This window comes from Streptomyces sp. NPDC058198 (assembly GCF_042882605.1).
Lineage (GTDB): Bacteria > Actinomycetota > Actinomycetes > Streptomycetales > Streptomycetaceae > Streptomyces.
Window position 1 is genome coordinate 465,087 of sequence record NZ_JBHVVP010000001.1, and the last position, 25,315, is coordinate 490,401.

Sequence of the window (25,315 nt, forward strand, 5' to 3'; positions counted from 1 at the left end):
ATTCAAATCTAGACGACACCGTCTAACTTTGTAAGCCCGCACCACCGCTCGGAGGGGATCCCGCCATGACCCAACAGACGCCTTCGCCCCCGGGCGCGGCGCAGGACAGCCGTATCGACGCACAGCTGTGGTGGCTGTGCGGTGTGCTCGTCCTCGGAGCCGTGACCACGCTGCTGGACGGCACCATCGTCAACGTCGCGATCGACACGCTCTCGCACGAGTTCAACTCCACACTCGACTCGATCCAGTGGACGATCACCGGCTATCTGCTGGCGTTGTCCCTGGTGGTGCCACTCTCCGGATGGGCCATGGAGCGCTTCGGCGCCAAGCGCATGTGGCTCGCCGCCCAGGCGCTCTTCCTGATCGGCTCCGTGCTGTCGGGCATCGCCTGGTCCGTGGAGAGCCTGATCGCCTTCCGGGTGGTCCAGGGGCTCGGCGGCGGCATGGTGATGCCGATGGCCCAGGCCATGCTGGCCCGGGCGGCCGGCCCCAGCCGGATGGGCCGGGTCATGGCCGTCGTCTCCGTACCCGCGATGCTCGCCCCGGTGATCGGCCCGGTGATCGGCGGCCTGTTCGTCGACGAGCTGAGCTGGCGGTGGATCTTCTTCATCAACATTCCGATCGGACTGGCCGCGATCGTGCTGGCCTGGGTGAAGCTCCCCGCCGACCGGCCGTCCAAGGAGACACGTCTCGACGTGCTCGGACTGCTGCTCCTCTCCCCCGGCCTCGCGCTGCTGCTGTACGGAATGGCCGAGAGCGCCGGTGACGGCTTCGCGAGCGCCGGCAGCCTGCCGTGGACCCTGTCCGGTGCGGTCCTGATCGTGGCCTTCGCCGTACACGCGCTGCGTACCCGCCGCACCCCGCTGATCGACCTGCGGCTCTTCTCGGACCGCGGCTTCTCCGCCGCCGTACTCACGCAGTTCACCCTCAACGCGGCCCTCTTCGGCGGGATGTTCCTGCTGCCGCTGTACTTCCAGATGAGCCGCGGTGACAGCGTCCTGCACGCCGGGCTGATGCTGGCTCCGCAGGGGGCCGGCTATGTCATCGCGATGGTGCTCGTCGGCAAGGCCACGGACCGGCTGAGCGCCGGTCCGATCGCGCTGGCCGGGGTGGTGCTGACCGTGCTGGGGACCGTCCCGTTCGTCATGCTGGACAGCGGCTCCAGCCAACTCGTGCTGGGGATCGCGATGGTGGTACGCGGCATCGGCGTCGGAGTGGTCACGCTGCCCAGCCTGGCGGCCGCCTACCGGTCGCTGGCACCGGCGGCGATGCCCCGGGCATCCAGCGCGATGAACATCTTCCAGCGCCTCGGCGGATCGGTGGGCACGGCTGTCGCGGCGGTCGTCCTGCAACAGGCCCTCACGGACGGCAGGCCCGTCGGCACTCCGCTGAGCGAGTCGTTCAGTACGTCCTTCTGGTGGGTCCTCGTCTTCGCCGTGATCACTGTGCTGCCCGTGCTGTTCCTGCCGCGCAAAGCCCAGCCCCCGGCTTCCGCGGTCACGGCGCCGGCGGAGCCGGAGCACGAGACGACAGCGCCCGGCCGCGTGTGACCAAGGCCGTGTGGGCCCGGCCCGGCTCCGTACGAAGCGGGGCCGGGCCCACACGCGTGCGACGGGACCGGGTCAGACCGTGAAGACGACTTTCCCGAAGAGGTCGCCCGCCCCCATGGCGGCGAGGCCGGCCCGTGCCTCCCCCAGGGGCAGCACCCGGTCCACGACGGGACGTACACCGGTACGGACACAGAAGGCCGCCAGCCGGGCGAGCTGGGCCGCGGTCCCCATGGTCGACCCCACCACGGAGAGCTGGTTGGCGAAGATACGCCCCAGGTCGGCCGGCGGGAACCCACCCGTGGTCGCGCCGGAGATCACCAGCCGCCCGCCGGTGCGCAGAGCCTTCAGCGAGTGGGCCCAGGTGGCCTCGCCGACGGTGTCCAGGACCGCGTCGACCTTGTGCGGAAGCCGCTCGCCCGGGGCGAGGACCAGCTCCGCGCCCAGCCCCGCCAGCCGGTCACGCTTGGCCCCGGAACGGCTGACCGCCCAGACGCGGTATCCCGCCGCCCGGCCGAGGCTGACCAGCGCCGTCCCGACGCCTCCGCCGCCGCCCTGCACCAGGATCGTCGACCCGGGCTCCGCCCCGGACTTCTCGAACAGCATCCGGTAGGCGGTGAGCCAGGCCCCCGGCAGGCAGGCGGCCTCCGTGAAGCTGAGCTCGGCGGGCTTGGGAACCAGACAGCGCACGGGCACCGACACGCGTTCCGCCAGCGTTCCCGGGTGGTGCACGGAGAGGAACTGGACCGCGGGATCCATCGTCTCGTCCCCGCCGCCCGCCAGCGGATCGCCGATCACGGGATAGACGATGACCGCGTTCCCCTCCTCGTCCACCCCCGCCGCGTCGCTGCCGAGGATCACGGGAAGCTGGCCCGGCTGTACCGCGACACCGCGCAGGGTCCACAGGTCGTGGTGATTGAGCGCGGCGGCACGGACCGACACGGTGGTCCACCCCGCCCGCTCGGACGGCTCGGGCCACTCGCCGGTACGCAGACCGGCGAGCGGATCGTGCGGCGCGGACCGCTCGGCCACAACGGCGTACATGAGCTGTCACCCGGCCCGCAGGCAGAGTGTGCCCCAGACGAACCCGGCACCGATCCCCGAGATGATCATCAGATCCCCATCGGTGACCTCGCCCCGCTCCATGGCCTCGTGGAGAACCGTGAACACCGTGGCCGCCCCGGTGTTGCCGTACCGGTCGACCGTGACCCCGGCCCTGGACCGCTCGACGCCCAGCACGTCCATCACCTCCCGCACGATGTTCAGATTGGCCTGGTGGAGTACGTAGTGGGCGATGTCGTCCGCCCGAAGTCCCGCCCTGCCGAGCGTGACGCGGATGCTCTCCGGCAGCCGCTTCGTCGCCTCGGCCCAGACCGCGCGGCCGTCCATCCGGAGGTACTGCCCGCCCTCGGCGGCGGTCTCGGGCGTGGTGGGCAGGGAGGCGCCGCCGGCCCGGATCTCCACCGCGTGCGAGAGGGAGGCGTCGAGATCCCAGGAGAGGATTCCGTGTCCCGGTGACGTACGGCTCATGACGACCGCGCCGGCCGCGTCACCGAAGAACACCCGCGTGGCACGGTCCGCCGGGTCGGTCACCCGGGACAGGCACTCGGCGCCGATCACCAGGACGTGGCGCAGGCTGTCGTTCTGGAGAAGATGAGCGGCCACCAGCATCCCGTAGGCGCCGCCGGCGCAGGCGGCCTGACTGAGATCCAGCGGGAAGGCACGGCTCGCCCCCAGCGCCTCCTTGACGATCAGGGCCGTGGACGGCAGGGGCTGGTCGTAGGTGAAGGTGGCGACGATGACCGCGTCGATGTCCTCGGCGGCCACCCCACTGTTCTCCAGTGCCTGACGGCCCGCGGCCGTGCACATGTCCGACGTGGTCAATTCCGGTTCCAGCCACCGCCGTTCCTGGATTCCGGTACGGGTTCTGATCCATTCGTCGGTCGTGTCCAGCGTCTTCACCAGGTCACTGTTCCGGACGACCTGAGAAGGCACGTACATGCCGGTTCCGGCTATTCCGACAGGAATACGGAGACCGCCCTGCGAAAGGCCCGGGGACGGCACGGCATTCTCGATTACCTCTGGCATGTCTGCTCACTTCCCGGCTGGCCGCGGCCTCGTGCACAGGGACCGAGGCCACGGCTGCAGCAGATAGATGGCCCGGTCAGCCGCTCGGCTCCGGCCGGACCCGGGCTTAGGTACGTGCGCGGTCGCCGCCCGGACAACGAGGCCGGGGCAGCCTCTTCGGTGGGGCCCGGCGCATTGCGGGAATTCCGGCGTGGGACCGGGCGCACAGCCTTCCAGTGCACGGCACTCTAGGTCGTGTCCCGCATTCCGGGCCATCCACAACTGTTCAGTCGGCGCGGTATTTTCGTGGTGGTTGTTCGACGTATCCAAGTGCCCTGCCCGGTCGTGCAGGTGGGGAACGATCCGTCCGTCGGTGGCGATGGAGCACCCGGATCGACTCTTCCCGGCCCCGGTGGCGGAAGCCAGACTCGTGGCGCACCGGGTGGCAGCCGGCGCGTGTCCCAACAGGACCGAATCCAGCGCACTCCGGTGCGCCGCCGGCAGACCTTCCATTCGCTCGCGAACCGTGCGAGTGGCCTTGTCAGTACCTGGTCCCATCCTGCCGGTACCGCCACCCGCGGCACCGAAGGCCGGCGCGGCCGGCCGGACCCGCCGATGCGGGCCTTCCCCGGGACCGGGCTCGCCCCGGGGAGGGCCCGCTCCCCCGGCCTCGCCCCACAGCCCCGCTTCCGACCTGTCCCGACTCGCCGTCCACCCCAGGTGGCCGGCATGAGGAGCACCCGTCAGATGGCAGACATCGCACACCACGAGCGGCACGGCGTAGGGATCAGAGCCATCGGTGGCCACCTTCCCGAACGGGTCGTCACCAACGCGGAACTGGAGAAGCGGCTCGACACCACCGACGCCTGGATCAGTGAGTACATCGGGGTGAAGACCCGTCGCTGGTCCGCCCCCGACGAGTGGTCGTCCGACCTCGGTGCCGCCGCGCTGCTCGACGCCTGCCGCAGGGCCGGGGTGAGCCCCGAGTCGGTCGACCTCGTCGTCTGCGGCACGTACACCCCCGACCACCTCATCCCCGCGACGGCCGTGGCCATCATGGGCAAGGCGGGAATCCGGGAGACCCCCGGATTCGACGTCAACAGTGGCGGATGCCCGGGCGGAACCTTCGCCCTGGATGTCGGCGCGAAGTACGTGGCCTCCGGCTCCTACCGCCGCGTCGCGGTGGTGCTGGCCGATGTCAGTACGAAGACGTTCGACCCGGAGGACCGTACCGTCGGGGTCATCTTCGGTGACGGCGCGGCCTGTTACCTGCTGGAGCCGACAGCGGCCGGCAAGGGAGTCGGTACGGCCCTGCTGCGCAGCGACCCGACGGCGTACACCACCGCGTACGTCAAGCGCGAGAAGCGCACCTGGGACGACGGCAGTCCCAAGCAGTCGGCCTTCGGCGACAACTTCGCCCATATGCACGGCCGCGGCGTGCGCGACTTCGCCCTCGACCGGATTCCGCCCTTCGTCGAGGAACTCGTCAAGGGCGACGGGCTCTCCGTGGACGACATCGATCTGATCGTCTTTCACCAGGCCAACTACCACCTGATCCATCTCCTGATGGAGAAGCTGGGCCTGCCCGCGGACCGGACCATGACGAACGTGCAGAAGTACGGCAACACCTCGGGCGCCGGGGTGCCGCTCGTCCTGCGCGAGGCGGTGGACAGCGGCCGGATCACCCCGGGCAGCATTGTCGTCATCGTCTCGTTCGGCGCGGGCATGAGCCATGGCGGCGCGGTGATCCGCTGGACCGGTGACGACGACTTCGGTCCCGTTTCATGAGCGTCGAGTCCCCCGTACTCCCGGCGGCCCCCGCCGGTCCTGTGGCCGTGATCGGGGCGGGCACGATGGGGGCCGGCCTGGCGCAGACCGCGGCGGCCGCGGGCCGCGACGTGATCCTCTACAGCCGGACCGAGGAGACCCTCGCCCGCGCTTCGGCGTCCATCGACACCTCCCTGCGGCGGATCGCGCGGCGCGAGGCCGCCCGGCCGGAACCGGGCGCCGCGGCCGATCCCGATCAGGTCCGGCTCCGTATCGCCCTCACCACCGATCTGGGTGACTGCGGCGAGGCGGCCGTGGTGATCGAATCGATCGCCGAGGACCTCACCGCCAAGCGGCGGATGTTCGCCGAACTGGACAGGATCTGCGCCGGCTCCGCGGTGCTGGCGACCAACACCTCGGGCATACCCATCGGCCTGGTCGCGGGCGCCACGTCCCGTCCCGAGCGGGTGGTCGGCACGCACTTCTTCTCGCCGGTCCCCGTGATGGCACTGTGCGAGATCGTGCGGGGTCCGGCCACCGCGGACAGCACCATGGCCGCCGCGCGTTCCTTCGCGCGGGAGATCGGCAAGCAGAGCATCGTGGTGGACCGGGACTCGCCGGGCTTCGTCACCACCCGCCTGCTCACGGTCCTCATCCTGGAGGCGATCAGGATGGTGGAGGACGGCACCTGCCGTGCGGCGGACATCGACCTCGCCTGCCGGCTCGGCTTCGGCCACCCCATGGGGCCGCTCGCGTCGGTGGACCTGAGCGGCCTGGACGTCTTCCACGACGTGGCCTCCGGGCTCCACCGGGCCACGGGAAACCCGGTGTTCGCCGTACCCGCGCTCCTCGGCGAGCTCGTCGCCTCAGGGCACCACGGACGGAAGTCGGGCCGTGGCTTCCATGACTACTCCGACGCGGACAGGACGGAAGTGGGCGGCGGATGACCGGACCCGGTACCACCGCCTTCACCAGGATCAGCGTCACCTGGGAGGCAGGCGTCACCCACCTGACGCTGAACCGCCCCGCCCGCCGCAACGCCATCGACCTCGGGCTGGCCCAGGAACTGCTCCGGGCCTGTCTGCTGGAACGCACCGCGGACAGCCGGTGCGTGCTGCTCAGCGGCGCGGGCGACCACTTCTGCGTGGGCGGGGACCTCCATGCCTTCCAGGCGCAGGACGACATCTCCCACCACCTGACGGAGGTGACCAGTTACCTGCACGCGGCGATCAGCCGGCTGGCGGCCCTGTCCGCCCCTCTCGTGGTGGCGGCGCGGGGGCATGTGGCGGGTGCGGGACTGGGGCTCGCCTGTCTGGCGGACGTCCTGCTCACGGAGCAAGGGACCACGTACCGCTCGGCGTACGGCGCCCTCGGACTCACACCCGACGCCTCCACGAGTCATCTGCTGCCCAGGCTGGTGGGGCTGCGCCGCGCCCAGCGCATGACCCTGCTGGGCCATGTCCTGGACGCCGAACAGGCCGAGCAGTGGGGGCTGTCCAGCGAGACCGTGCCGGCCGGCCACCTGACGGCGCGGGCCCGGTCGGTCTGCGCGCGGCTCGCCGCCGGTCCCACCACGGCGCACGGTCAGACCAACCGGCTCCTGCGGTCCGGCTTCGCGCGCACCCTCGCCGACCACCTCCAGGACGAGTCGGCGACGCTCAGCGCCGTCGCCTCGACCCCGGACGCGGCCGAGGGCATACGGGCGTTCGCCGAGCGCCGCCCCGCTGTCTGGCTCGGACGCTGAGGGGAGGGGAGCATGGACATCCACGGCAGTGTCGCACTGGTCACCGGCGGAACGTCCGGGCTGGGGCTGGCCTCCGCCCGGCGGCTCACCGCCTCCGGGGCCCGCGTGGTCTTCATGGGCCGGCCGTCGGAACGGGCGGACAAGGCGGCGGCGGATCTCGGCGGTGAGGCGTACTTCGTCCCGGGTGATGTCACCAGCGACGACGACGTGGCCGAGGCGGTCGGGCTGGCGTGCTCGCTGGGCCGCCTGGGCGCCGTCGTCAACTGTGCGGGTATCGCGGTGCCCGGCCGGACGCTCGGGCGCAGGGGCCCGCTGCCCCTGGAGGAGTTCGAGCACGTCGTACGGGTCAACCTGCTGGGGACCTTCAATGTGGTCCGGCTCGCGGCGGCGGCCATGGCGGGGAACACCCTGGTGGACGGCGACCGCGGGGTGATGGTCTGTACGTCGTCGATCGCCGCGTACGAGGGGCAGGAGGGCCAGGCCGCCTACACCGCCTCGAAGGCGGCGGTCGCGGGCATGACCCTGCCGCTCGCGCGCGACCTCGCCCGGCACGCGATCCGCGTGATGACCATCGCCCCGGGCCTGTTCGACACCCCCATGGTCGCGGGACTGTCGCACGAGGCACGGGACTCCCTGGCGGCGCAGACACCCCACCCCGTACGGCTGGGCCGCACCGAGGAATTCGCGGCGCTCGTCGCACACATCCTGGAGAATCCCATGCTCAACGGCGAAGTCATCCGGCTGGACGGCGCGGTGCGCCTTGGCCCGATCTGACGGTCCCGGCGCCTACGGCTCACCGCGCCCCCGGGGTCAGACCAGTCCCTCCTGGAGTGCGAGCGCCACGGCGAGGGTGCGGTTGGGGGAATTGAGTTTGGCCAGCAGATTGGTCACATGTCTTTTGACGCCATGTTCGGAAATGGTCAGCCGACGGGCGATCTGCTTATTGCTGAGGCCCTGCGCCAGAAGGGCGAGAACCTGTTGTTCGCGCGGCGTGAGCGACACTTTCCTGGAGGTACTCGATGAGGTCGTTCCACGGACCCGGACCATGAGGTTGCGGGCCAGTCCGGGCGGCAGCGGCATTTCCCCGCTCTGCAGTTTGGTGACCGCCTCGTAGAGGCTGGCCGCGGTCAGATCCGCCTGCATGAGAAATCCCTGCGAGGCCAGCATCACCATCTCGTCGATGGCCTCAAGACGGAGATCCTCCAGGAGCAGGAGGATCCGGGCGTCGCACGCCACCGCGTCCTGCACCAGCGCTGCGGCCAACTGGCCGCTTCCGTGGCAGACGACGATACCGGGCCGGTACGTGGCCATCAGTTCGCTCGCGACGGCCGCGCCGCCGCACGACCACACCTGGGCGACCGATGGGACATTCCTCAGCATGTTGAATACGCCGCAGCGCACCAACTCGTTCTCCAGAACCACCAGGACCGAGACCTGGGAATCAGTATCCGTTGCCTGTGAGTAGACCTGTACGTCGTTCAGCATCTCTGCGTTACGCAATCTACTAGAAACGGGTGGGTGTGCCGAGTGGGCGAACTGCCGTATTCCGTGCGGGGGTCAGAGCTGCTCGCGCACGCAGATCTGGCTGCGGATGAGGGACCACGTCACCTGCGCGACGTGCTCGATATCGGAGGCCGCAGAGTTGTGCGCGGCGGCATCGGTGTCGGCGAACTCCCCCTGGGTCCAGCGGGCGATGACCGAGAGCAGCGCCCCGCTGAGGAAGTGCGCACGCAACGAGAGCGCGATCTCGTCCGTCTTCTCCGGGTCGGTGTCGGCCACGAGTTGCTCGTACCAGCCCTGGGCGAGAAGCCGTTCGAGGTGAGCGGCGAACCGCGGGCTGCCGTCCTCTCCGAGCAGATGACTGTAGAGGGAGTGGTGCTGATCGACGTGCGTGAAGAGATTGACCAGATGCGCGGGAGCGGGTTCCTCGAAGGCGAACGAGGTGTCCGCCGTGAGCCGGCAGGCGCTCGCCGCGTCAAGGATGCCGGCCATCGTGCTCTCCGAAGCCTCCAGCAGCAGGTCTTCCCGGTCCTTGTAGTGCAGATACACAGTCGCGCGGTTGACCTCTGCCCGCTCCGCGATGTCCCCCATGGTGATGCCGTCCAGGCTTTTCTCCATCGAGAGTTCCAGAACGGCTGCCCGCAGCAGCGCTCTGGTGCGCCGGGCTCGGGGGTCGCGCGAAGTGCCCCTGGTGCTTGAGTTGTTCGGCATGAGGCCACAGTTTCCACGACTGGTGCCGTGAAAGCAACACCTGTCATTTATGCGACAGCCGTCGTACAGTCGGGGCCGGCGAGGCCGGTCCACCGGACGTCCTGTCTGTTCCCTCCAGGTCATGACTCCCTTCGAGAGGATCAAGGTAGAGATGCGCGCGTTATCTGAGGCTTACATCGTCGGCGCGGTCCGCACGCCCGTGGGACGCAGGAACGGATCACTGGCAGGAGTGCACTCCGCGGACCTCGGCGCCCATGTACTCACCGCCCTGATGGACCGCACGGGCATCGACCCGGCGGCGGTCGACGATGTCGTCTTCGGCTGCCTGGACCAGATCGGTTCCCAGTCCGGTGACGTCGCCCGTACGAGCTGGCTGGCGGCCGGCCTGCCCGAGTCCGTGCCGGGCGTGACCGTGGACCGCCAGTGCGGCTCGTCGCAGCAGGCCGTCCATTTCGCCGCCCAGGCCGTGATGAGCGGCCTGTCCGACCTCGTCGTGGCGGGCGGCGTGCAGAACATGTCGCAGATACCACTGACCGCGGCGGCCCTGGTCGGGGATCAGTTCGGCATGCCGGACCCGTACTCGGGCTCACGCGGCTGGCGCAAGCGGTACGGCGACCGGACGGTCAGTCAGTTCCACGCGGCCGAGCTGATGGCCGGGAAGTGGCGGATCGGACGCGAGGAGATGGAGGCATTCGCGCTCACCAGCCATCAGAAGGCGCTGAAGGCCATCGACGGCGGTCACTTCGCGGGCGAGATCGCCACATACGACGACGGGGAGGCGTCCCTCACGACCGACGAGTGTGCCCGCCGCGACACCAGCCTGGAGTCGATGGCGAAGCTCAGGACCCTCGATCCGGCCGGCCGTCTGACAGCCGCCACCTCGTCGCAGATCGCCGACGGGGCGGCGGCGCTGCTCATCGCCTCCGAGCGCGCCGTCATCGAGCACGGCCTGACGCCCCGCGCCCGCATCCATCAGATGACCGTGCTGGGCGACGATCCCATCATGATGCTCAGCGCGCCCATTCCGGCGACGCGCAGAGCGCTGGACCGAGCGGGGCTGGCGGCGGGGGACATCGACGCCGTGGAGATCAACGAGGCGTTTGCTCCCGTCGTGCTCGCCTGGCAGCGGGAGACCGACATCGATCCGGACAAGGTCAATCCGTGCGGGGGCGCCATCGCTCTGGGGCATCCGCTGGGAGCGACCGGCGCCCGGCTCATGACCACGATGCTCCACCATCTGGAGCGCACCGGAGGCCGCTACGGACTTCAGACCATGTGCGAGGGCGGCGGCCAGGCGAACGTCACCATCATCGAGCGGCTCGGCTGACCCGACCGGGCGCCGCTCCCCTCCGCCCCGCTCGCCGACCGTTGCCGACTGTCGCCGGTTCAGCGTCCGTACGTCGGTGTCATGGCGGCCGCGAGGCGCAGATGGGGAGCGGCCTCCGCGCCCCGGCCCTGCCGCTCCAGCACGCGCCCGAGAAGCAGTTGGGCATACGAGTCGTCGGGCGCTTCCGCGCACAGGGGCTCCAGCACCGCACGGGCGCGGCCCAGTTGGGCGGAGTGGAAGTAGGCGCGGGCGGCGAGCAGCCGTACGTTCTTGTCCTCGCCGTGCTCGTCCAGAAGAGGGCCGAGGAGGGTGAGGCACCCCAGCGGGTCGCCGAGGTCCAGGAGCGCTTCGGCCTCCCGGAGCCGTACCACTTCCGCTGGGATCCGGGGCTCGGTGAGCCCTTCGCTACGGCGCAGGAAGTCCGCGACGACCTCCGGGGCATGGGCGCCCGCGAGGGCTTCGCCGGCCACGACGAACGTGGGGGATGTGGTGACCCCGATGGCCTTGCCGCGCAGGACCAGTTCGCGGACGTGGTCCTCACCGGCCGTCCCGGCGAGCAGCCCGGCTCCCTCGGGGAATCCGGCCCGCTCCGCGACAAGGGCGAGGGTGCCGTGAGCGCTGATGTCGAGCGCGTCGAGGAAGTGCGCCTTCATCACCTCTTCCGCCACGGCGTTCTGCAGCGGTGCGCCGCCGGATTCGTGAGCGAGGGCGATGAGCCGGTGCGCGTCGTGACTGTTGGCCCGCCAGGCCGCGCCCCAGCGCGGCCCCAGCCCTTCGGCCGCCGCGATCTCCGACACCCGCACGCGGTTCTCCGCAGGCGACAGACCGGGCGCGCACTGCTGCAACGCGGCGTCCACCAGCGGATCCTGGAGCGCGTCGGCGAGGGCGAGCGCCTGGGCCGGAGCCATGGGGTCGATCCGGAACGGCCGCCAGATCACCTCTACGGGCTCCCCGTGCCAGGAGAGCAGAACCGTCTCCAGCCGCCGCTTGCCGATGTAGGCCCACGCGCAGACAACATCCGCCCAGATCTCCAGTCGCATACCGGGCAAGATAATCGACACTCGTCGCTTATGCAACGAGCGTTGCCTTGTGTGGGACGTCTACGGGCGCTCCGTTCTGGTCGATCCCCGGCGTGTCGAAACGTCCGCCAGAGGGGAGGGCGGGGCCGGGGGACGGAGCGGCGGCTGACGCGCCGCGCCCGCCCTCCGGCCCCGTGCGTCAGGCGTTGGGGTCGAACGGAATGTTGGCCGGCTTGGCCTTCTCCAGGTGGGAGTTGAAATTACCGTCCTTGAGGCCGAAGACGGCACTGCCGAAATCGGCCTGGCTCAGCTTGTCGCGGAGACCCGCGGGGTAACCGTTCCAGCCGACCAGTGTGGGGAACTGCCACCCGCGGTAGTGGTTCTCCGGCGGCTCGTCGTTGGTGTTCGCGGCGCGGAAGCAGTGCGTGCCCGCGCCGTCCTTGTGGTAGACGATCTTGGGGTGCGTCCCGTCCCACTGGATCTGGTCACGGCTGTGGATGTTGAAATTGCCGTGGGCGGAGGTGGAGACGTACTGCGCCTGGTTGTTCTGCACCCACACCACGACATGCTCCCAGTCATGACGGTGCCCGCCGAGGCCGCTGCCCGCGACGGCCTGGTCCTTCTCGAAATAGAGGCCGTAAATGATCGCGCACCAGCCGTTGTTGCACTTGTACCGCGCGTATCCGTTGGTGCTGTCGAGATCCCAGGAGTCGCGGCACGAGCCGTTGACGGCCCCGGTCGTGTTGAGACCGGGGGCTATGGTCCCGTCGGGGCCGATGGCGGGAGTGGGGTAGCAACCGTCCGTGTCGTAGTCGAAGGCCGGCTGGAACGTCTGCTCCATCCCATCCGCGTTGGCGGGCAAGGCCCTGGGGGGATCGGCGAGAGCGCTGCCCGGAAAGGCGATGACCAGCGCGATGGCACTGCCGAGGGTGAGTGAAACCTTGCGGATGCGCGAGCTTTTCTTCACTGCGTCCTCCTGATCGACCGCGGCGTGGGGCACACGGTCCGATTGACATGCCCGGATCAGCTTCGCCGGTCTTCGTTGACACGCCGAGAGTCGGCAGGTGTCAGAGTGATGAAAGGTCAGCCAATACAGGGGGGGGTGGGCGACCCGGGCCGAGGTTACCTGCTGAGCAGAGTGTGACGGCAGGGACGGCCGAAGTGAAGCTGTCGGAAGCCGAGTTGGGCACCGAGGCGCACCGAGGCGTACCCAAGGGGCGTCTGAATGTGGCGCACTTCCGACCAATCCTGCTTGTGTGCTGATACGAACAACGGATTGGAATGCGCACGACACACATACACAGGGGGAGCGTCATGCGTACAGCGGTACAGCACGTCGAATCGGACTCGGCGGCGGGCGGGCCGGTCTTCGTGGACGCCAGCGGGCGTCGGAACAGGATGTTCCGCCGGGTCGGGTGGACCGTGGCCGCCGCCTGTTCGTGTTACGCCGTCACCTTAGGCGGCCTGCTGGTCGGCGGGAGTTCGTTGGCGCCCGGGCTGGTGATACCCGCGTTCGCGCAGGAGCCAAAGGCGCTACCCGTACCGACGTCGCCGGCTCCCGCCGTTCGCGAATCCGTGGTGCGGACACCGGATCCGACGGGTCCGGCCGGGCCGCCACCCGGGCGCCCATGGAGCGCAGAGCCGGGCGAGCCCGGTCCCGTACCGAGCCGCGACGCGGCGAACGGCGCGGAAACCCCGGCCGCGCCGCGACCGGGCGCGGCGGTGCCGGTCACGGACCATCAGGAGCCGCCCGAGCCGGAAACGGACGAACCCGGAGCGGACGAACCCGCGGGCAAACCCGAAGCAGGCAAGCCGGGAGCGGGGAAGCCGGCGGACGGCTCGTCCGGGGCCGTCGACACTCCTGCCCCGGGCGAGCCGGAGCAGGACGCCGGTCAGCCGAGCGCCGGACCGTCGGACCCGGGACACCCGCTCGGCGACCTCATCGGCGGCGTCCTCGGCGGCCTGCTGGGCTGAGGGCTGTCCCGTAGGCCGTGTCCGGCACCCGGAGCAACATCAACAACGCATCAGTTTCGGCCGGACCTCGGCCTGATCGCTACAAATCGCCTTCAGCACTCCGCGACCAGGGGAAACTACAAGACGAAGTTACTTGGATACTTTGAGTGCAATGAGGACGACCGTGGCACGTAACAACGACCTGATGACAGCCTTGCTGGACACCCGGCGGGAGCTGAGTGACCAGATCGGCGCGGTGGGAGACCGCGTCGACACCGCGGAAAAGGATCTGCGTCAGGTTGTCGCATCCGAAGTGGAAAGCCTCCGCTCCGACATCCGTGAGACGCGCACTCGCGTGAACAACGGGTCCGCGGCTACGACCGAGGTGAGCAGGCAGGTCACCGCTCTGCGTCAGGACCTGCACGAGATCCATCAGTCGATAGCCGCGCTCCGCGGCCTGGTGACCGATCTGGCTCACCATCAGCTCTTCGATACGTCCATCTCCCGGGCTCCGGTCGCCCCCGACGTCGAAGAGGAGCGGACGGCGGCAGCCACCGCAGTACCCGCCGAGGAGCCCTCCGCGGGTGGTCCCGAGCCGGAGGCCGAGACCGAGGTAGTGGCCCCCGCGGGCGCCGAAGGCGAGGGAGAGCCCGAGGAGGCCGACCGGCGCAAGCAGTCCAGCGAGGCACTCGACTCCGGCACCGAGCCGAGAGAGGCGATCAGCCACGGCGCCCTTCTGCTGGGCGCCGCGCCGATCGCCTCCATCGTGCTCGTCTGCCACCGGGACGCCTGGAACTTCGTCGCCGACCTCGCTTCGGGCCAGGAGCACTTCAACCCCACCCCGGAAATCACCGACGACGGAGAAGGCCGGGTACGGATCATCCTCTCCGGACGCTCCCTCATCGGCGTGCTCATCGCGCTGCGCGAAGCACGGGTGAAGGGCGACATCATCGACGGCAGCTGGGCCATGGCCTCCGCCTTCTACCGGCGTATGGCCGAAGACCTCCGCAAGACCAGGCGGGAGGGAACCGCGCCCTTGACCATCATCTTCAACGACGGTGTCACCAGCGACAACGGGCCCTTGCCCGAAGACGGATAGCACAGAGCGACCGGGGCCACCACGGTATCCGTGGTGGCCCCGGGAGACCTTTTTCAACGCTGGCTTCAACGCTGGCTTCAACGCTGGTCGAACAGCGCGATGGCAGGGGTGGCGGAAAAGCGGGGCTCTTCCGCCTCGTCGAGCAGGAGAGCGGCGATGCCGGCCCGGGGTGCCGCGGGCGGAACCAGCCGCGGCTTGAACCTCTCAGCGGGAACGAGCCGTCCGCCGCCCTGGTAGGGCCGATCGGTCAGCGGCCCGGCGTACACGACACTTCCCCCTGCGGCGCGGACGACGTGGCCGGCGACGCCCTTGGCCTCCCACTCATGGCGCAGGACGCGCTTGAGCAGCGCACCGTTCACTCTCCCCAGAGCGCCCTCGGTCGCTCCCATTCCCAGCGAGCTGAGCCAGACCACCCGTGGGACCGCCGAGGCCACCAGGCGGGCTCCGTCGATGAGGATGCGCGGGTCCTGCTTCTTGGTGATGCCCAGTCCGCTGACGAGCACGTCGGCGCCCTCGACCGCGGGCAGGACGGTGGACGCCTGGGTTACATCCGCCCGGACCACGACCAGGGTGCCGGCGGCGAGCTCGGAGAGCCGGCTCGGGTCGCGGGCCAGAGCGACGACCTCGTGGCCCCGGGCGAGGGCCTGGGCCACCAGCAGGCGGCCGGTCCGCCCGGTGGAACCGAGTATGACGATCTTCATGGTGATCTCCGAGAAGAGGGGCTGTGGCGGAGTGATCTCGAAGGTAAGCCGCTCCTCAGTTAACGACAAGTGCATGCTTGTTACGCCTAGCATTACTCCCATGCATGTGGATCTGAACCTGCTGACCGCACTCGACGCGTTGCTGGAGGAGGGCAGTGTGGCCGGCGCCGCCGCCCGGCTCCATGTGTCCGCGCCCGCGATGAGCCGGACCTTGGGCCGCATCCGGCGCGCGACCGGCGACCAGATCCTGGTGCGCACCGGTCGGACGATGACCCCGACGCCGTACTCCCTCGCCATCCGCGAACAGGTCCACGGCCTGGTGCACCAGGCCCAGGCGGTGCTCTCTCCCGAGCGGAACGTCGACCTGGCGAACCTGGAGCGCACCTTCACCCTGAGGTGGCACGACGCCCTCACCCACGCGTGCGGCCCCGCGCTGCTCGCCGCGGTCCGTTCCCAGGCCCCCGGGGTCCGGCTGCGCTTCGTGCCCGAGTCGAGTACGGACACCCACGAGCTTCGGCGCGGCGAGGTCGACCTCGAAACCAGCACCAGCGAGCCGTCGCCGTCCGAGATCCATTACGAGAAGGTCGGCCTGGACAGCCTGGTCGTCGCGGTCCGCTCGGGTCATCCGCTGACCGAAGGGCCGCTCAGCATCGAGCGGTACACGGCGGCCGAGCACGTCACGGTGTCCCGCCGCGGACGCCTGAGCGACCCCATCGACGACGCGCTGGCGGCCCACGGCCTGCGACGTCGGGTGGTGGCCGCGGTGCCCACCGGCGCCACCGCGCTGCAGCTCGTCCGGCACAGCGACCTCGTGGTCGCGGTCCCCGAACTCATCAGCCGCCCCCTGCTCGGCGACCTCGCCCTGCGCGTGCTCCCGCTCCCCCTCGACATGCCCACGGTCCCGATGTATCTGGCGTGGCACCAGCGTTACGACAGCGACCGCGCTCACACCTGGCTGCGCGGCCAGGCCCGCTCCGTCATGCGGGCAGCCTGCCGGTCACCGGCTCAGTCACCCGCTCATCAGGCCGGCGAAGGCCGGGACCACCGCCCAGGTCCGGGGCTCACGCGTTGACCGGGCTATCCGGCGACCTCGTGGCCGGCCTTGGCGAACTGGTCGACGATGGCCTCGCAGAAGGCCGGCAGGTCTGCGGGTGAGCGACTGGAGATGAACTGGCCGTCGATCACCACTTCCTCGTCGACCACCTCGGCTCCCGCGTTGCGCAGGTCGGTGCGCACGCTCGGCCAGGAGGTGAAGCGGTGTCCGCGTACGGCGTCGGCTTCCACGAGCGTCCACGGGCCGTGGCAGATCACGCCGATCGGTTTCCCGCTGGCGACGAACGCTTTCACGAAGCCGACGGCGTCCTCATTGGCGCGGAGCTGGTCGGGGTTCATGGTGCCGCCCGGCAGGAGCAGGGCGTCGTAGTCGTCCACGGAGGCGTCGGCGACGAGTCGGTCGACGGGGAAGGTCCCGGCGGGGTTGATGTCGAACTGCCGGGCCTGGATCTCACCGGGGTGGAGGGAGAGGATCTCGCTCTTGGCCCCGGCGCCGTAGAGGGCGCCGCGGGGCTGTTCCACCTCTACGCGTTCCACTCCGTCGGTGGCCAGGATCGCGACTTTCCGATCGTGCAGTGCGTGTCCCATGGTGTTTGATCTGCCTCTCAGTGGGAGGCGCTCGTGAGGTTCGCGTAACGGCTCCCGTCGCCGCACCATCGCGCCTTCCCCCTCCACGCTCCCACCCTCGACAGGCATGTCAACCGCAGCCCGTCACGTGGGTGGGCGGATATGGCACAGTCGTGCTGGTGGATGCGCTGCGACCTCAGGACCCCGCGCGAATAGGCGCGTACCAGCTTCTCGCCCGTCTCGGCGCGGGCGGCATGGGACAGGTGTATCTCGGCCGGTCACCCGGCGGGCGGCTGGTGGCCGTGAAGGTGATCCGGGACGAGATCAGCGATCACCCCGACGCGCTGGCCCGGTTCCGGCGGGAGGCCGCGACCGTGGAGGCCGTGCGCAGCGCCTACACCGCCCAGTTGATCGAGGCGTCGCTCGACTCGTCCCCGTACTGGCTGGCCACCGAGTACGTGGCCGGGCCCACGCTGCGCGCCGCTGTGGGCGCGGGCGGACCGTTCCCGCCGGACAGTGCCCTGCGGCTGCTCGCCGCGCTCGCCGAGGGACTGGCCGCGGTCCATGTCCACGGCGTCACCCACCGGGACGTGAAACCGCAGAACGTCATCCTCTCGCCGCAGGGACCGCAACTGATCGACTTCGGAATCGCCCGGGGGCTTGAGCAGACGATGCTCACCCGGGACGGGATGACGCCGGGGACGCCGGGGTACACGGCGCCCGAGGTCGTCCTGCGTAACGAGGTCGGACCGGCGGCGGACGTCTTCGCGCTGGGGGCGACGCTCGCGTACACGGCGACCGGCCGGCCCCCGTACGGCACGGGCGACGCGACGGTGGTGAGCTACCGGGCCGTGCACGAGGACATCGACCTGGCGGGGGTACGGCCCGATCTGGCCGCGCTGATCCGGCGGTGTGTCGCCAAGGACCCGGCGGAGCGGCCGGAGTTGTCCGCCGTGATCGCCGGATGCGCGGTGGACTCGGCGCTGGTGGCGGACGCCCACTACCGCTCGCTGGCCCGCACCACCGAGCCCGAGCCCGAGTCCGTGTCCGCGCTCGGGCACGTGAACACGCCACCCCCGCCGTTCAGTGGGTACACGCTGTCCGACCCCGAACCGGAGGCCGGGGCGTGGGGCAGGGTATCTCCGGGGCCGCTCGGCACCACCCCGTACGGCCTGCCCGATCAGCAGCGCCTTCCCGCCCGCGCCGTACGTCGCCGAGCCTGGCCCGTGCTCGGTGCGGTGGCGGTCGCCGCGGCGGTGACGGTCTGGCTGCTCCCCGGAGCGGACACCAAGGACTCCGCGGCCGGACCCACGACCGGCGTGACCCCGTCCGGGCCGCAGACCGCGTCCCGGCCGACGGCCAGCAGTCCGGCCGGGCGACCGCCGGACCACATCATGAACGACCGTGTCTCACAGGACCGCTGGACCCTGTCGGAGGATCCGGCGCAGGCCGCCCAGGGCATCGGCTCCTGCGACCTGGCCGGCCTCGCCGAGTCCTCACCGCCGGACGGCCTGCGGTCCTCCGTTTCGCACACCACCGGCTTCGACACCGCCTCGGTGGCGCTGCGCCCCAAGAACGCCGGACAGGGAAAGCGGCCCGCGCCGTACTACATATCCGTCGGGGTACGGCCCCCGCACGAGACCGACCGCGTCACCGGTCGGCCCACCCGGTCCGCCGGCAAGGGCATCGGCTTCACCAGCAAGCCCGTCGACCTCTACTCCCAGTGGTCCTCGGGCGGAACCATCACACTCAAGTACCCCGACGACTTCCGGGCCCACTTCGGCGAACGGACCGTCGACGCGATCCCGGTGGGCGACGACAGGGGCGACTGGACCGTGGTGCTGTACCACGTGGAGGGCGGCCCCACGAAGTTCACATCCGTCACGTGTAACGGCTTCCACGCCTGAGACACCGGCTCTCTTGCGGCCCCGGGCCGACCAGGTCCGCCCGACGATCGCCTGCCACAATCGGGACAGTGCTGATGTGCGGCAGAGCATGCCGCGGACGATGGAGGATCCCTGTGCCGCTGCCCTCGGAACCGTTGCGGAAGCTGGGCTTCTTGACCATCGGGCTGTTCGATGGGGCCGACCCACGCCGGGGCCACGAATCGACACTTGAGATCATCGAACTGGGTGAGCGGCTGGGTTTCGACAGCGCGTGGATGCGCCACCGCCATCTGCAGTACGGCATCTCCTCCCCCGTCGCGGTCCTGGCAGCGGCCTCGCAGCGCACCAGCCGCATCGAACTGGGCACGGCGGTCATCCCGCTGGGATGGGAGAACCCACTGCGGCTGGCCGAAGACCTGGCGACGGTCGACATCCTGTCCGGGGGCCGCCTCAATCCGGGGGTCAGCGTCGGTCCGCCGATCCACTACGACCAGGTCAGACACGCGCTCTACCCCGACACCGCCGCCATGGAGGATTTCAGCTACGACCGTGTGCAGCGGCTCCTGGACTTCGTGCGCGGCGAACCAGCGACCGACTTCAGCGGCACGGAGGGCTTCGAGGTGTTCTCCGACCGGGTCCAGCCCCACGCTCCCGGTCTGGGCCGCCGCATGTGGTACGGCGGCGCGAGCCTGCGGTCGGCCCAGTGGGCAGGTGAGCACGGGATGAACCTCCTGACCAGCAGCGTCGTGAAGGCTGAGGAGTCCGAGGACTTCGCCGAGATCCAGCTTTCGCACATACGGACCTTCCGCGCCCACCACCCCGACGGGGACCGCGCCCGCGTCTCCCAGGGGCTCGTCGTCATCCCCACCGACACCGCCTCGCCGGAGCAACGCGCGAAGTACGAGGAGTTCGCCCGGAAGCGCACGCCGCGTACCGCCACGCCACAGGGGCCTGCGCGCATGATGTTCGCGCCCGATCTCGTCGGAACCTCCGCGCAGATCGCCGAACGGCTCTACTCCCACGCCGCTTTCCGGGAGATCGACGAGGTCGCGTTCGCGCTGCCCTTCACCTTCGACCATGACGACTACGTCCAGATCCTCACGGACATCGCCACCGAGCTCGGCCCGGCACTCGGCTGGCAACCGGCCGCCTGAACCCGGCAAAATCCTGTGTCTCTCCTGTGCTGTGACCCCATGCTTGCGTATGACGGTTAAGGGGAATATCCCTTGCTTCGCAGGGGGACACAGGGGGGCCTGTTCATGACCACGGGGGATCCACAAAGCCGCATTCCGGCTTATCCGGGCGTCGAGCGCTTCATCGACGCGTTCGACAAACTGGTGGTACAGCCGCGACGCAGCCGCAGCAGAGTGCCGGTCGTCCTGTTCAGTGAGCCGGGCGACGGTACCGCGGGACGACAGATCGTCACGGGGCTCCGCTCACGGATGCGCGGCCGCAGCGAGGTCCTCGCGCCGCACGCGTACATTCCGCAGATACCGGACGGGAACGACTCGCCGCCGCTCGAACTCTTCGAGCATCTGACCCTTCAGCTCGCCGAGACCATGCCGCCCGGCACCGGTGAACTTCGGCTGCACAGCTACCGGTTGCTGCGCTCGGTCGTCACCGCGCCCGCCATCGAGGGGCTCATGGAGCGCCGCCACGCCGAGCTGCGCAACCACTGCTACGCGGAGCACCGCAACTGGTCCCGTACCGCCCAGTCCCTGTGGTGGCTCGGCGGCCGCGACCAGGCGAGCGGCGGCACACTGCTCGAACTGCTGTGGAACTTCGTCGCGGGCCCGCTCTTCCAGCGGCTGCCGCGCGCCTTGTTCGGCTGGCGCGCCAACCGCCGGATGCTCGGGCGGGCCCGCAGTCGCAGCTGGTACGCGGAGTGGGTGCGCCGTCAGCACGGCAGCCCGCCCACGGACTTCTTCCGCTCCGCGCTGGACCTCGTACACGGCGATCCGTCCCATGAGCCGGAGCGAATGGACCGGGTACTCATGCACGCCCTGCTCGCCGATCTGGACCAGGCGTGCCGGGCCCGTCTCTTCAACCCCTGGCGGCGGCGCCGCGCCGCCCGCTTCGTGCTGCTCTTCGACGAGGCGGGGCCCGCCGACTCGCGCGTGCAGCGCTTCTTGCGCGAACTCCGCTCCGCCATGGAGGACTTACGCTGCACCTCGGTGTTCGCGGTGGCGGGCGGCGTACGCTCGCTGGCCTCGCGCATCCCCGACATCGACGCGTCCGGCCTGGCTCACGCCGGCGCCGAGCTGATCAACATCGAGCGGCGCGGGATGACGCCGGGTCAGCCGACCGGCATCGTCGTCCCGGTGGCCGAAGGACCGGAGGACGACCAGGCCGCGGTGTACTGGCTCGGCCGCTGGCCGACGCTGGTGACGCCGTCGCCGCGCTGGGGGCCCGGCGCCGAGGTGGCCGGAGTGCTCGGCATCGGCACGCTCGTACTCGCCCTCGCCGCCGCCCTCGTCCTCGTACCGGACATCGGGAACCGCCAGAAGGACGACCCCTGCCAGGGCTCCACCTTCCTCGGCACGGACGGGCAGTGCGTCGGGGTCGCGGAAGGCGCGGCGGGCTTCGGCAAGGAGCCCAGTGAGCAGGCCGTACGGGCCGTGCTCCAGCAGATCGAGCGGCAGAACGAGGAGGTCGACAAGGAACTCGCGGGCCGGCCGGGCAACGACCCGCGCCCCGGTCGCCGCACCGTCGTCTACTTCGGCCCCCTCACCGGCGGCAAGGACGCGGAAGACCCGGTGCGCGGCGGCACACTGGCGGAGCTGCGCGGTCTCGCGCTGGCTCAGCAGCACATCAACGCCCAGGCGCTGCGTTCCGGCGAGCGCGTCCCGCTGCGGGTCCTCGCCGCCAACGCGGGTGACCGTTTCAAGGACGCGCCCGCCGTCGCCGACCGGATCGTGGAGCTCGCCGCGAGCGATCCGTCCATCGCGGGCGTCGTCGGTTTCGGACAGAGCCGCCGCAACACGTACGAAGCGATAGGCGTCCTCGACAAGGCCGGCATCCCGATGGTCGGTACCTCGGGCACCGCCGACGAACTCCTTCGCCAGGGCGAGCACTACTACCAGACGGCCCCCACCGACGCGCGGGCCGCCGAGCTGATGGCAGCGTTCGCTTCGAGCGCGGGGATGACCGCGGGCGGGCAGAAGGCGCGCCGGGTGACTCTCGTCGCCGACGCCACCGACGCCTACAGCAACAGCCTGGCCGCGTCTTTCCGTGCCTCGTACAGGCCAGGGAGCGTCGACGTACTCCTCTACACCCCCACCGACGCACCGGAACCCGGGCCGGTGCCGGGTGCGCTGGGCGGACGGCCCGTGGCGACCGTGGAGGATCTGGCCCGCGAGGTCTGCGGCGCCGTGAGTGAGGAGCCGCGGACGGCGGTGGTGTGGTCGGCGCGGGCCAGCCAGTTCCAGTTGTTCCTGGCCGAGATCGCCCGTATCTCCGGCGACTGCCCGAAGATCAGTGTGCTCGGCGGCGACGACGTCACCAACACACTGACGGAAGAGGAGCGTCCCTGGGACGACTTCAAGGGCCTCACCCTCTTCTACGTCTCGCACGGCAACGCCCCGGCGCTGGCTCCACGGAGCCCGGAGGCCGCGGCCTTCCTCGCCGCGTACGACCGTGCGTACGCGGGCGACCACAGCGCCAGGACGAAGGCCATGCGCGAGGACGGCCATCTCGCGCTCGCCTGGGACGCGTTGCGCTATCTCGCCGAAGGCATCGACCAGGCCTGGCGCACCACCGGCGGACATGACGACCGCCTCGACCGCGGGCTGCTGCAAGGTGTGCTCTACCAGGGCCTGGGCGGCGGGGGCCTCGACGGCGCCACCGGCCGTACCGACGCGCACGGCGCGGCGGGCGGGGGGCGGGTGACGGAGGACAAGCTGCTCGCGGTGTTGCGCGGCACCGGCGGCGCGCCGGCGACCGAGCTGCTGTGCGGCAGGGTGGCGCGCGGCGATGAACGCACGAGGTGGGGGCCGAAGGGCGACGAGTATCCGTGCCCGTAAGGGCGTCGGCTCACGCGGGGGGCGGCCCGGCCGCCCCGGAGCGCTCGTCCGCCTCGACGAGCCGGGCGAGGTTCGCCAGGGCCATGCGGGTGCCTGTCTCGTTGTCGGCGGCGGGCACGGCGTCGGGAGACCGCACGTGAGGCACTCACGTGCGGGGAGACCCGCGTCGAGTACATGGGAGTCAACCTAAGGGCTGTCCCGTGGTTCAGGGCCGGCGGCCTCGCGGGGCACGCAGGCGGACGGCGTCATGCCGTGGCGCTTCTTGAAGGACCGTACGAAGTGGCTCGCGTCCGCGAAGTGCCAGCGGGCGGCGATCTCGGAGACGGTGAGACCGCCGCCCGCCGCCAGCTCGGCCCTGGCGCGGTCCAGGCGCCGTGCACGGCGTGACGGGGCTGCGCGTCGCCGACGCCTCGGTGATGCCGGACATCGTGAGCGTCAATCCCAACGCCACGGTGGTGGCCATCGCCGAACGCGCCGCGGAGCTCGTCCTGGCCGCCCGCTGACCCCTGCTGCAGGATCTGTTCCGTACGGACGGCGAGGGTACGGGCGGCGAGGGTACGAGGGTCAGGCCAGTACCTCGGCGAGCCGGCGCCATTCGGCGCGGGGCAGAGGGCCCGGGGTGGCGGGGGTGGTGCCGGGGGTGACGATCTGGAGGGCGACGTGGTCCGCGCCGGCCGTGTGGAAGGCGTCGATACGGCGCCGGATCTCGGCGTCGTCGCCCCAGGCGTAGACGGCGTCGATGAGCCGGTCGCTGCCGCCGTCCGCGAAGTCGTCCTCGGTGAAGCCCAGCCGCAGGAAGCTGTTGGTGTAGTTGGGCAGGGTGAGGTACATGGCGAGGTAGCCGCGGGCCGTGGCCCGAGCGGTGTCCGGGTCGGCGTCCAGGACGACCTTCAGCTCGGGGGCGAGGAGCGGTCCCGCGCCGAGGAGTTCACGGGCCTGGGCGGTGTGCTCGGGGGTGACGAGGTACGGGTGGGCACCGCCCGCGCGGTCGCGGGAGAGTTCGAGCATCTTCGGGCCGAGCGCGGCCAGCACGATCCGGCCGGCCGGAACACCGGCCGTGTCCAGTGCGTCGAGGTAGTCGACCATCGCCGAGTAGGGCCGTCGGTACTGCGCGGCGAGCTTGGCGTGGCTGGCGCCGATACCGAGCACGAAACGCCCCGGATGCGCGGAGTCCAGCCGCAGGAACCGGGCGGCGGCGTCGGCGGCCTCGTACTGCCAGATGCTGAGGATGCCGGTGGCGACGGTGAGCCCCGACGTGGCCTCGACCAGGGGTACCGCGTGCTCGACGCCGCTGCTGCCGCCCAGCCAGACGGCTCCGAAGCCGAGTTCCTCCAGCTCGGCGGCGGCTTCCGGGATCTCCCCGCGCAGCGCGGGGTCCTCGGAGCGGAGCTCCGCGCTCCAGATCCCGTAACGGCCCACGGACTCCTGCAGAGTTACCATCGTCTTGTCTCCTACGTGCCCTCGAAATCCAGCGACGGCCGTGCCAACCCGCGCCCGGCACCGACTATTCCGGCACGGCGGCCTGTCCCCCGTACGGGCCAGTCCGGTGCACAGGAGCGGTACGGCTGTTACGCGCACGGGAGCTGGGATGAATCCTGAATCGACCGTCCACCAGGCGATCGTCGAGGACATGAGGGACATCCCCGCCGGGGAGATCGTCCTGCGGGACGAGGGTACGAAGACGAACTGGAAGGTCGAGGTCGGGGCCTTCCGGCTGGCGCCCTCTCCCGTGACCCGCGAGCTGTACCGCGCTGTTCGGGGCGAGGCGCCGGCGAGTTCGGCGGGGCCCAAGACGCCGGTGACCGAGGTCTCCTGGCAGGAGGCCGTTCGGTTCTGCAACCTGCTCTCGCGAGCGACGGGGCTCGCACCCTGCTACGCGATGGGAGACGACCGCGACGGGCAGGACGTGGTCTGCGACTGGGAGGCCGACGGCTATCGCCTTCCGTCCGAGGCGGAGTGGGAGTACGCGTGCCGGGCCGGGACCTCCGACACCCGCTACGGGGAGCTGGACGAGATCGCCTGGTACCGCGGGAACTCCGGCGGCGAGGTGCACGACGTCGCGGCCAAGGCGCCGAACGCGTGGGGCCTCTACGACATGATCGGCAATGTGTGGGAGTGGTGCTGGGATGTCTACGATCCCAGGGTCTACGGCCCGTACCGCGTGTTCCGTGGCGGTGGTGGATACGACCCGCCACGGGGATGCCGGGCGTCGTGCCGCCGCAAGAGCCACCCGACCTTCCGCATCGACGACCTCGGGTTCCGGCTCGCCCGGTCGATGTGAGCGCCCGTGACTGTGCGTCATCCCCCGGACGGAGCAGCACCGTCCGCGCCGCCGCCTGATCGGTAGTAGGA

The 25,315-nt window shown here is 70.5% G+C and carries 24 protein-coding genes and 1 pseudogene; 14 read left to right on the forward strand and 11 right to left on the reverse strand.

What is annotated here, in order from left to right; translation table 11 throughout:
• Positions 1–65: 65 nt before the first annotated feature.
• The gene (locus ACFVWW_RS02105; protein WP_384182038.1) at positions 66–1,550 is read left to right on the forward strand and encodes an MDR family MFS transporter; all 1,485 of its coding nucleotides are present in this window, start codon (positions 66–68) and stop codon (positions 1,548–1,550) included.
• A gap of 72 nt (positions 1,551–1,622) precedes the next feature.
• Here ACFVWW_RS02105 and ACFVWW_RS02110 read toward each other — a convergent pair whose 3' ends face one another.
• A complete protein-coding gene (locus ACFVWW_RS02110; protein ID WP_386875364.1) occupies positions 1,623–2,591 on the reverse strand; it encodes a zinc-binding dehydrogenase in 969 nt (322 codons plus the stop codon).
• A gap of 6 nt (positions 2,592–2,597) precedes the next feature.
• Complete coding sequence (locus tag ACFVWW_RS02115) at positions 2,598–3,635, reverse strand: 3-oxoacyl-ACP synthase III family protein (protein ID WP_384327881.1); 1,038 nt, start codon at positions 3,633–3,635, stop codon at positions 2,598–2,600.
• Between the two features lie 726 nt (positions 3,636–4,361).
• Between ACFVWW_RS02115 and ACFVWW_RS02120 the strand changes: the two genes are divergently transcribed.
• Genes ACFVWW_RS02120 through ACFVWW_RS02135 form a run of 4 tightly spaced genes read left to right on the forward strand, consistent with a single transcriptional unit; the run spans position 4,362 to position 7,899 of the window.
• On the forward strand, positions 4,362–5,402 hold the full coding sequence (locus ACFVWW_RS02120) for a 3-oxoacyl-ACP synthase III family protein (RefSeq protein WP_384182046.1): 1,041 nt from the start codon (positions 4,362–4,364) through the stop codon (positions 5,400–5,402).
• Positions 5,399–6,328, forward strand: coding sequence for a 3-hydroxyacyl-CoA dehydrogenase family protein (locus ACFVWW_RS02125; RefSeq protein ID WP_384327887.1), 930 nt, complete (start codon positions 5,399–5,401; stop codon positions 6,326–6,328). Before ACFVWW_RS02120 ends, ACFVWW_RS02125 begins: the two co-directional genes overlap by 4 nt.
• Positions 6,325–7,125 carry an enoyl-CoA hydratase/isomerase family protein gene (locus ACFVWW_RS02130; protein ID WP_384182052.1) on the forward strand — a complete coding sequence of 267 codons (801 nt, stop codon included), beginning with the start codon at positions 6,325–6,327 and terminating at the stop codon, positions 7,123–7,125. Before ACFVWW_RS02125 ends, ACFVWW_RS02130 begins: the two co-directional genes overlap by 4 nt.
• Positions 7,126–7,137: 12 nt before the next feature.
• Positions 7,138–7,899 carry an SDR family NAD(P)-dependent oxidoreductase gene (locus ACFVWW_RS02135; protein WP_386875367.1) on the forward strand — a complete coding sequence of 254 codons (762 nt, stop codon included), beginning with the start codon at positions 7,138–7,140 and terminating at the stop codon, positions 7,897–7,899.
• Between the two features lie 36 nt (positions 7,900–7,935).
• On the opposite strand, the gene ACFVWW_RS02140 is transcribed toward ACFVWW_RS02135, so the two are convergent.
• On the reverse strand, positions 7,936–8,610 hold the full coding sequence (locus ACFVWW_RS02140) for a LuxR C-terminal-related transcriptional regulator (RefSeq protein ID WP_384182056.1): 675 nt from the start codon (positions 8,608–8,610) through the stop codon (positions 7,936–7,938).
• A gap of 72 nt (positions 8,611–8,682) precedes the next feature.
• The gene (locus ACFVWW_RS02145) at positions 8,683–9,336 is read right to left on the reverse strand and encodes a TetR/AcrR family transcriptional regulator (protein WP_384182059.1); all 654 of its coding nucleotides are present in this window, start codon (positions 9,334–9,336) and stop codon (positions 8,683–8,685) included.
• Positions 9,337–9,487: 151 nt separating this feature from the next.
• On the opposite strand from ACFVWW_RS02145, the gene ACFVWW_RS02150 reads away from it, so the two are divergent.
• Complete coding sequence (locus ACFVWW_RS02150) at positions 9,488–10,663, forward strand: acetyl-CoA C-acetyltransferase (RefSeq protein WP_386875369.1); 1,176 nt, start codon at positions 9,488–9,490, stop codon at positions 10,661–10,663.
• A gap of 59 nt (positions 10,664–10,722) precedes the next feature.
• On the opposite strand, the gene ACFVWW_RS02155 is transcribed toward ACFVWW_RS02150, so the two are convergent.
• Both ACFVWW_RS02155 and ACFVWW_RS02160 read right to left on the reverse strand, forming a co-directional pair.
• Positions 10,723–11,703: a DsbA family protein gene (locus ACFVWW_RS02155; RefSeq protein WP_386875371.1), complete on the reverse strand. Its 981-nt coding sequence runs from the start codon at positions 11,701–11,703 to the stop codon at positions 10,723–10,725.
• 178 nt (positions 11,704–11,881) lie between these two features.
• Positions 11,882–12,649 carry an NPP1 family protein gene (locus tag ACFVWW_RS02160; RefSeq protein ID WP_384182067.1) on the reverse strand — a complete coding sequence of 256 codons (768 nt, stop codon included), beginning with the start codon at positions 12,647–12,649 and terminating at the stop codon, positions 11,882–11,884.
• 347 nt (positions 12,650–12,996) lie between these two features.
• On the opposite strand from ACFVWW_RS02160, the gene ACFVWW_RS02165 reads away from it, so the two are divergent.
• Both ACFVWW_RS02165 and ACFVWW_RS02170 read left to right on the forward strand, forming a co-directional pair.
• The gene (locus ACFVWW_RS02165) at positions 12,997–13,656 is read left to right on the forward strand and encodes a hypothetical protein (protein WP_386875373.1); all 660 of its coding nucleotides are present in this window, start codon (positions 12,997–12,999) and stop codon (positions 13,654–13,656) included.
• Between the two features lie 163 nt (positions 13,657–13,819).
• A complete protein-coding gene (locus ACFVWW_RS02170; RefSeq protein ID WP_386875375.1) occupies positions 13,820–14,734 on the forward strand; it encodes a hypothetical protein in 915 nt (304 codons plus the stop codon).
• A 77-nt stretch (positions 14,735–14,811) separates the two neighbouring features.
• Here the strand turns inward: ACFVWW_RS02170 and ACFVWW_RS02175 are convergent, their stop codons facing one another.
• Positions 14,812–15,435 (reverse strand): NAD(P)-dependent oxidoreductase, encoded by a 624-nt coding sequence (locus tag ACFVWW_RS02175; RefSeq protein WP_386875377.1) that lies wholly within the window; start codon positions 15,433–15,435, stop codon positions 14,812–14,814.
• Positions 15,436–15,535: 100 nt separating this feature from the next.
• On the opposite strand from ACFVWW_RS02175, the gene ACFVWW_RS02180 reads away from it, so the two are divergent.
• A complete protein-coding gene (locus tag ACFVWW_RS02180; protein WP_386875379.1) occupies positions 15,536–16,507 on the forward strand; it encodes a LysR family transcriptional regulator in 972 nt (323 codons plus the stop codon).
• A 5-nt stretch (positions 16,508–16,512) separates the two neighbouring features.
• Here ACFVWW_RS02180 and ACFVWW_RS02185 read toward each other — a convergent pair whose 3' ends face one another.
• On the reverse strand, positions 16,513–17,076 hold the full coding sequence (locus ACFVWW_RS02185; RefSeq protein WP_386875381.1) for a type 1 glutamine amidotransferase domain-containing protein: 564 nt from the start codon (positions 17,074–17,076) through the stop codon (positions 16,513–16,515).
• Positions 17,077–17,234: 158 nt separating this feature from the next.
• Between ACFVWW_RS02185 and ACFVWW_RS02190 the strand changes: the two genes are divergently transcribed.
• From ACFVWW_RS02190 to ACFVWW_RS02200, 3 genes are all read left to right on the forward strand, one after another.
• A complete protein-coding gene (locus ACFVWW_RS02190) occupies positions 17,235–18,962 on the forward strand; it encodes a serine/threonine protein kinase (protein WP_386875383.1) in 1,728 nt (575 codons plus the stop codon).
• A 74-nt stretch (positions 18,963–19,036) separates the two neighbouring features.
• Positions 19,037–20,095: an LLM class flavin-dependent oxidoreductase gene (locus tag ACFVWW_RS02195; RefSeq protein WP_386875385.1), complete on the forward strand. Its 1,059-nt coding sequence runs from the start codon at positions 19,037–19,039 to the stop codon at positions 20,093–20,095.
• Positions 20,096–20,200: 105 nt separating this feature from the next.
• Positions 20,201–22,963 carry an ABC transporter substrate-binding protein gene (locus ACFVWW_RS02200; RefSeq protein WP_384327915.1) on the forward strand — a complete coding sequence of 921 codons (2,763 nt, stop codon included), beginning with the start codon at positions 20,201–20,203 and terminating at the stop codon, positions 22,961–22,963.
• A gap of 10 nt (positions 22,964–22,973) precedes the next feature.
• Here ACFVWW_RS02200 and ACFVWW_RS02205 read toward each other — a convergent pair whose 3' ends face one another.
• Both ACFVWW_RS02205 and ACFVWW_RS02210 read right to left on the reverse strand, forming a co-directional pair.
• The gene (locus tag ACFVWW_RS02205) at positions 22,974–23,099 is read right to left on the reverse strand and encodes a hypothetical protein (RefSeq protein ID WP_386876807.1); all 126 of its coding nucleotides are present in this window, start codon (positions 23,097–23,099) and stop codon (positions 22,974–22,976) included.
• 50 nt (positions 23,100–23,149) lie between these two features.
• Positions 23,150–23,332, reverse strand: coding sequence for a helix-turn-helix domain-containing protein (locus ACFVWW_RS02210; protein ID WP_386876700.1), 183 nt, complete (start codon positions 23,330–23,332; stop codon positions 23,150–23,152).
• Positions 23,333–23,337: 5 nt separating this feature from the next.
• Between ACFVWW_RS02210 and ACFVWW_RS02215 the strand changes: the two are divergent.
• Positions 23,338–23,466: pseudogene (locus ACFVWW_RS02215) on the forward strand (GMC oxidoreductase); the annotation flags it as partial.
• A gap of 61 nt (positions 23,467–23,527) precedes the next feature.
• Here ACFVWW_RS02215 and ACFVWW_RS02220 read toward each other — a convergent pair.
• A complete protein-coding gene (locus ACFVWW_RS02220) occupies positions 23,528–24,403 on the reverse strand; it encodes an LLM class F420-dependent oxidoreductase (protein ID WP_384327918.1) in 876 nt (291 codons plus the stop codon).
• A 148-nt stretch (positions 24,404–24,551) separates the two neighbouring features.
• Between ACFVWW_RS02220 and ACFVWW_RS02225 the strand changes: the two genes are divergently transcribed.
• On the forward strand, positions 24,552–25,244 hold the full coding sequence (locus ACFVWW_RS02225; protein ID WP_386875388.1) for a formylglycine-generating enzyme family protein: 693 nt from the start codon (positions 24,552–24,554) through the stop codon (positions 25,242–25,244).
• Positions 25,245–25,315: the final 71 nt, after the last annotated feature.

What these genes read in the sequence shown, in the direction of transcription:
- ACFVWW_RS02105 (WP_384182038.1), top strand. Translation starts at nt 66, where the DNA reads ATGACCCAACAGACGCCTTCGCCCCCGGGCGCGGCGCAGGACAGCCGT.
- ACFVWW_RS02110 (WP_386875364.1), bottom strand. Translation starts at nt 2,591, where the DNA reads ATGTACGCCGTTGTGGCCGAGCGGTCCGCGCCGCACGATCCGCTCGCC.
- ACFVWW_RS02115 (WP_384327881.1), bottom strand. Translation starts at nt 3,635, where the DNA reads ATGCCAGAGGTAATCGAGAATGCCGTGCCGTCCCCGGGCCTTTCGCAG.
- ACFVWW_RS02120 (WP_384182046.1), top strand. Translation starts at nt 4,362, where the DNA reads ATGGCAGACATCGCACACCACGAGCGGCACGGCGTAGGGATCAGAGCC.
- ACFVWW_RS02125 (WP_384327887.1), top strand. Translation starts at nt 5,399, where the DNA reads ATGAGCGTCGAGTCCCCCGTACTCCCGGCGGCCCCCGCCGGTCCTGTG.
- ACFVWW_RS02130 (WP_384182052.1), top strand. Translation starts at nt 6,325, where the DNA reads ATGACCGGACCCGGTACCACCGCCTTCACCAGGATCAGCGTCACCTGG.
- ACFVWW_RS02135 (WP_386875367.1), top strand. Translation starts at nt 7,138, where the DNA reads ATGGACATCCACGGCAGTGTCGCACTGGTCACCGGCGGAACGTCCGGG.
- ACFVWW_RS02140 (WP_384182056.1), bottom strand. Translation starts at nt 8,610, where the DNA reads ATGCTGAACGACGTACAGGTCTACTCACAGGCAACGGATACTGATTCC.
- ACFVWW_RS02145 (WP_384182059.1), bottom strand. Translation starts at nt 9,336, where the DNA reads ATGCCGAACAACTCAAGCACCAGGGGCACTTCGCGCGACCCCCGAGCC.
- ACFVWW_RS02150 (WP_386875369.1), top strand. Translation starts at nt 9,488, where the DNA reads ATGCGCGCGTTATCTGAGGCTTACATCGTCGGCGCGGTCCGCACGCCC.
- ACFVWW_RS02155 (WP_386875371.1), bottom strand. Translation starts at nt 11,703, where the DNA reads ATGCGACTGGAGATCTGGGCGGATGTTGTCTGCGCGTGGGCCTACATC.
- ACFVWW_RS02165 (WP_386875373.1), top strand. Translation starts at nt 12,997, where the DNA reads ATGCGTACAGCGGTACAGCACGTCGAATCGGACTCGGCGGCGGGCGGG.
- ACFVWW_RS02175 (WP_386875377.1), bottom strand. Translation starts at nt 15,435, where the DNA reads ATGAAGATCGTCATACTCGGTTCCACCGGGCGGACCGGCCGCCTGCTG.
- ACFVWW_RS02180 (WP_386875379.1), top strand. Translation starts at nt 15,536, where the DNA reads ATGCATGTGGATCTGAACCTGCTGACCGCACTCGACGCGTTGCTGGAG.
- ACFVWW_RS02185 (WP_386875381.1), bottom strand. Translation starts at nt 17,076, where the DNA reads ATGGGACACGCACTGCACGATCGGAAAGTCGCGATCCTGGCCACCGAC.
- ACFVWW_RS02195 (WP_386875385.1), top strand. Translation starts at nt 19,037, where the DNA reads ATGTGCGGCAGAGCATGCCGCGGACGATGGAGGATCCCTGTGCCGCTG.
- ACFVWW_RS02200 (WP_384327915.1), top strand. Translation starts at nt 20,201, where the DNA reads ATGACCACGGGGGATCCACAAAGCCGCATTCCGGCTTATCCGGGCGTC.
- ACFVWW_RS02220 (WP_384327918.1), bottom strand. Translation starts at nt 24,403, where the DNA reads ATGGTAACTCTGCAGGAGTCCGTGGGCCGTTACGGGATCTGGAGCGCG.
- ACFVWW_RS02225 (WP_386875388.1), top strand. Translation starts at nt 24,552, where the DNA reads ATGAATCCTGAATCGACCGTCCACCAGGCGATCGTCGAGGACATGAGG.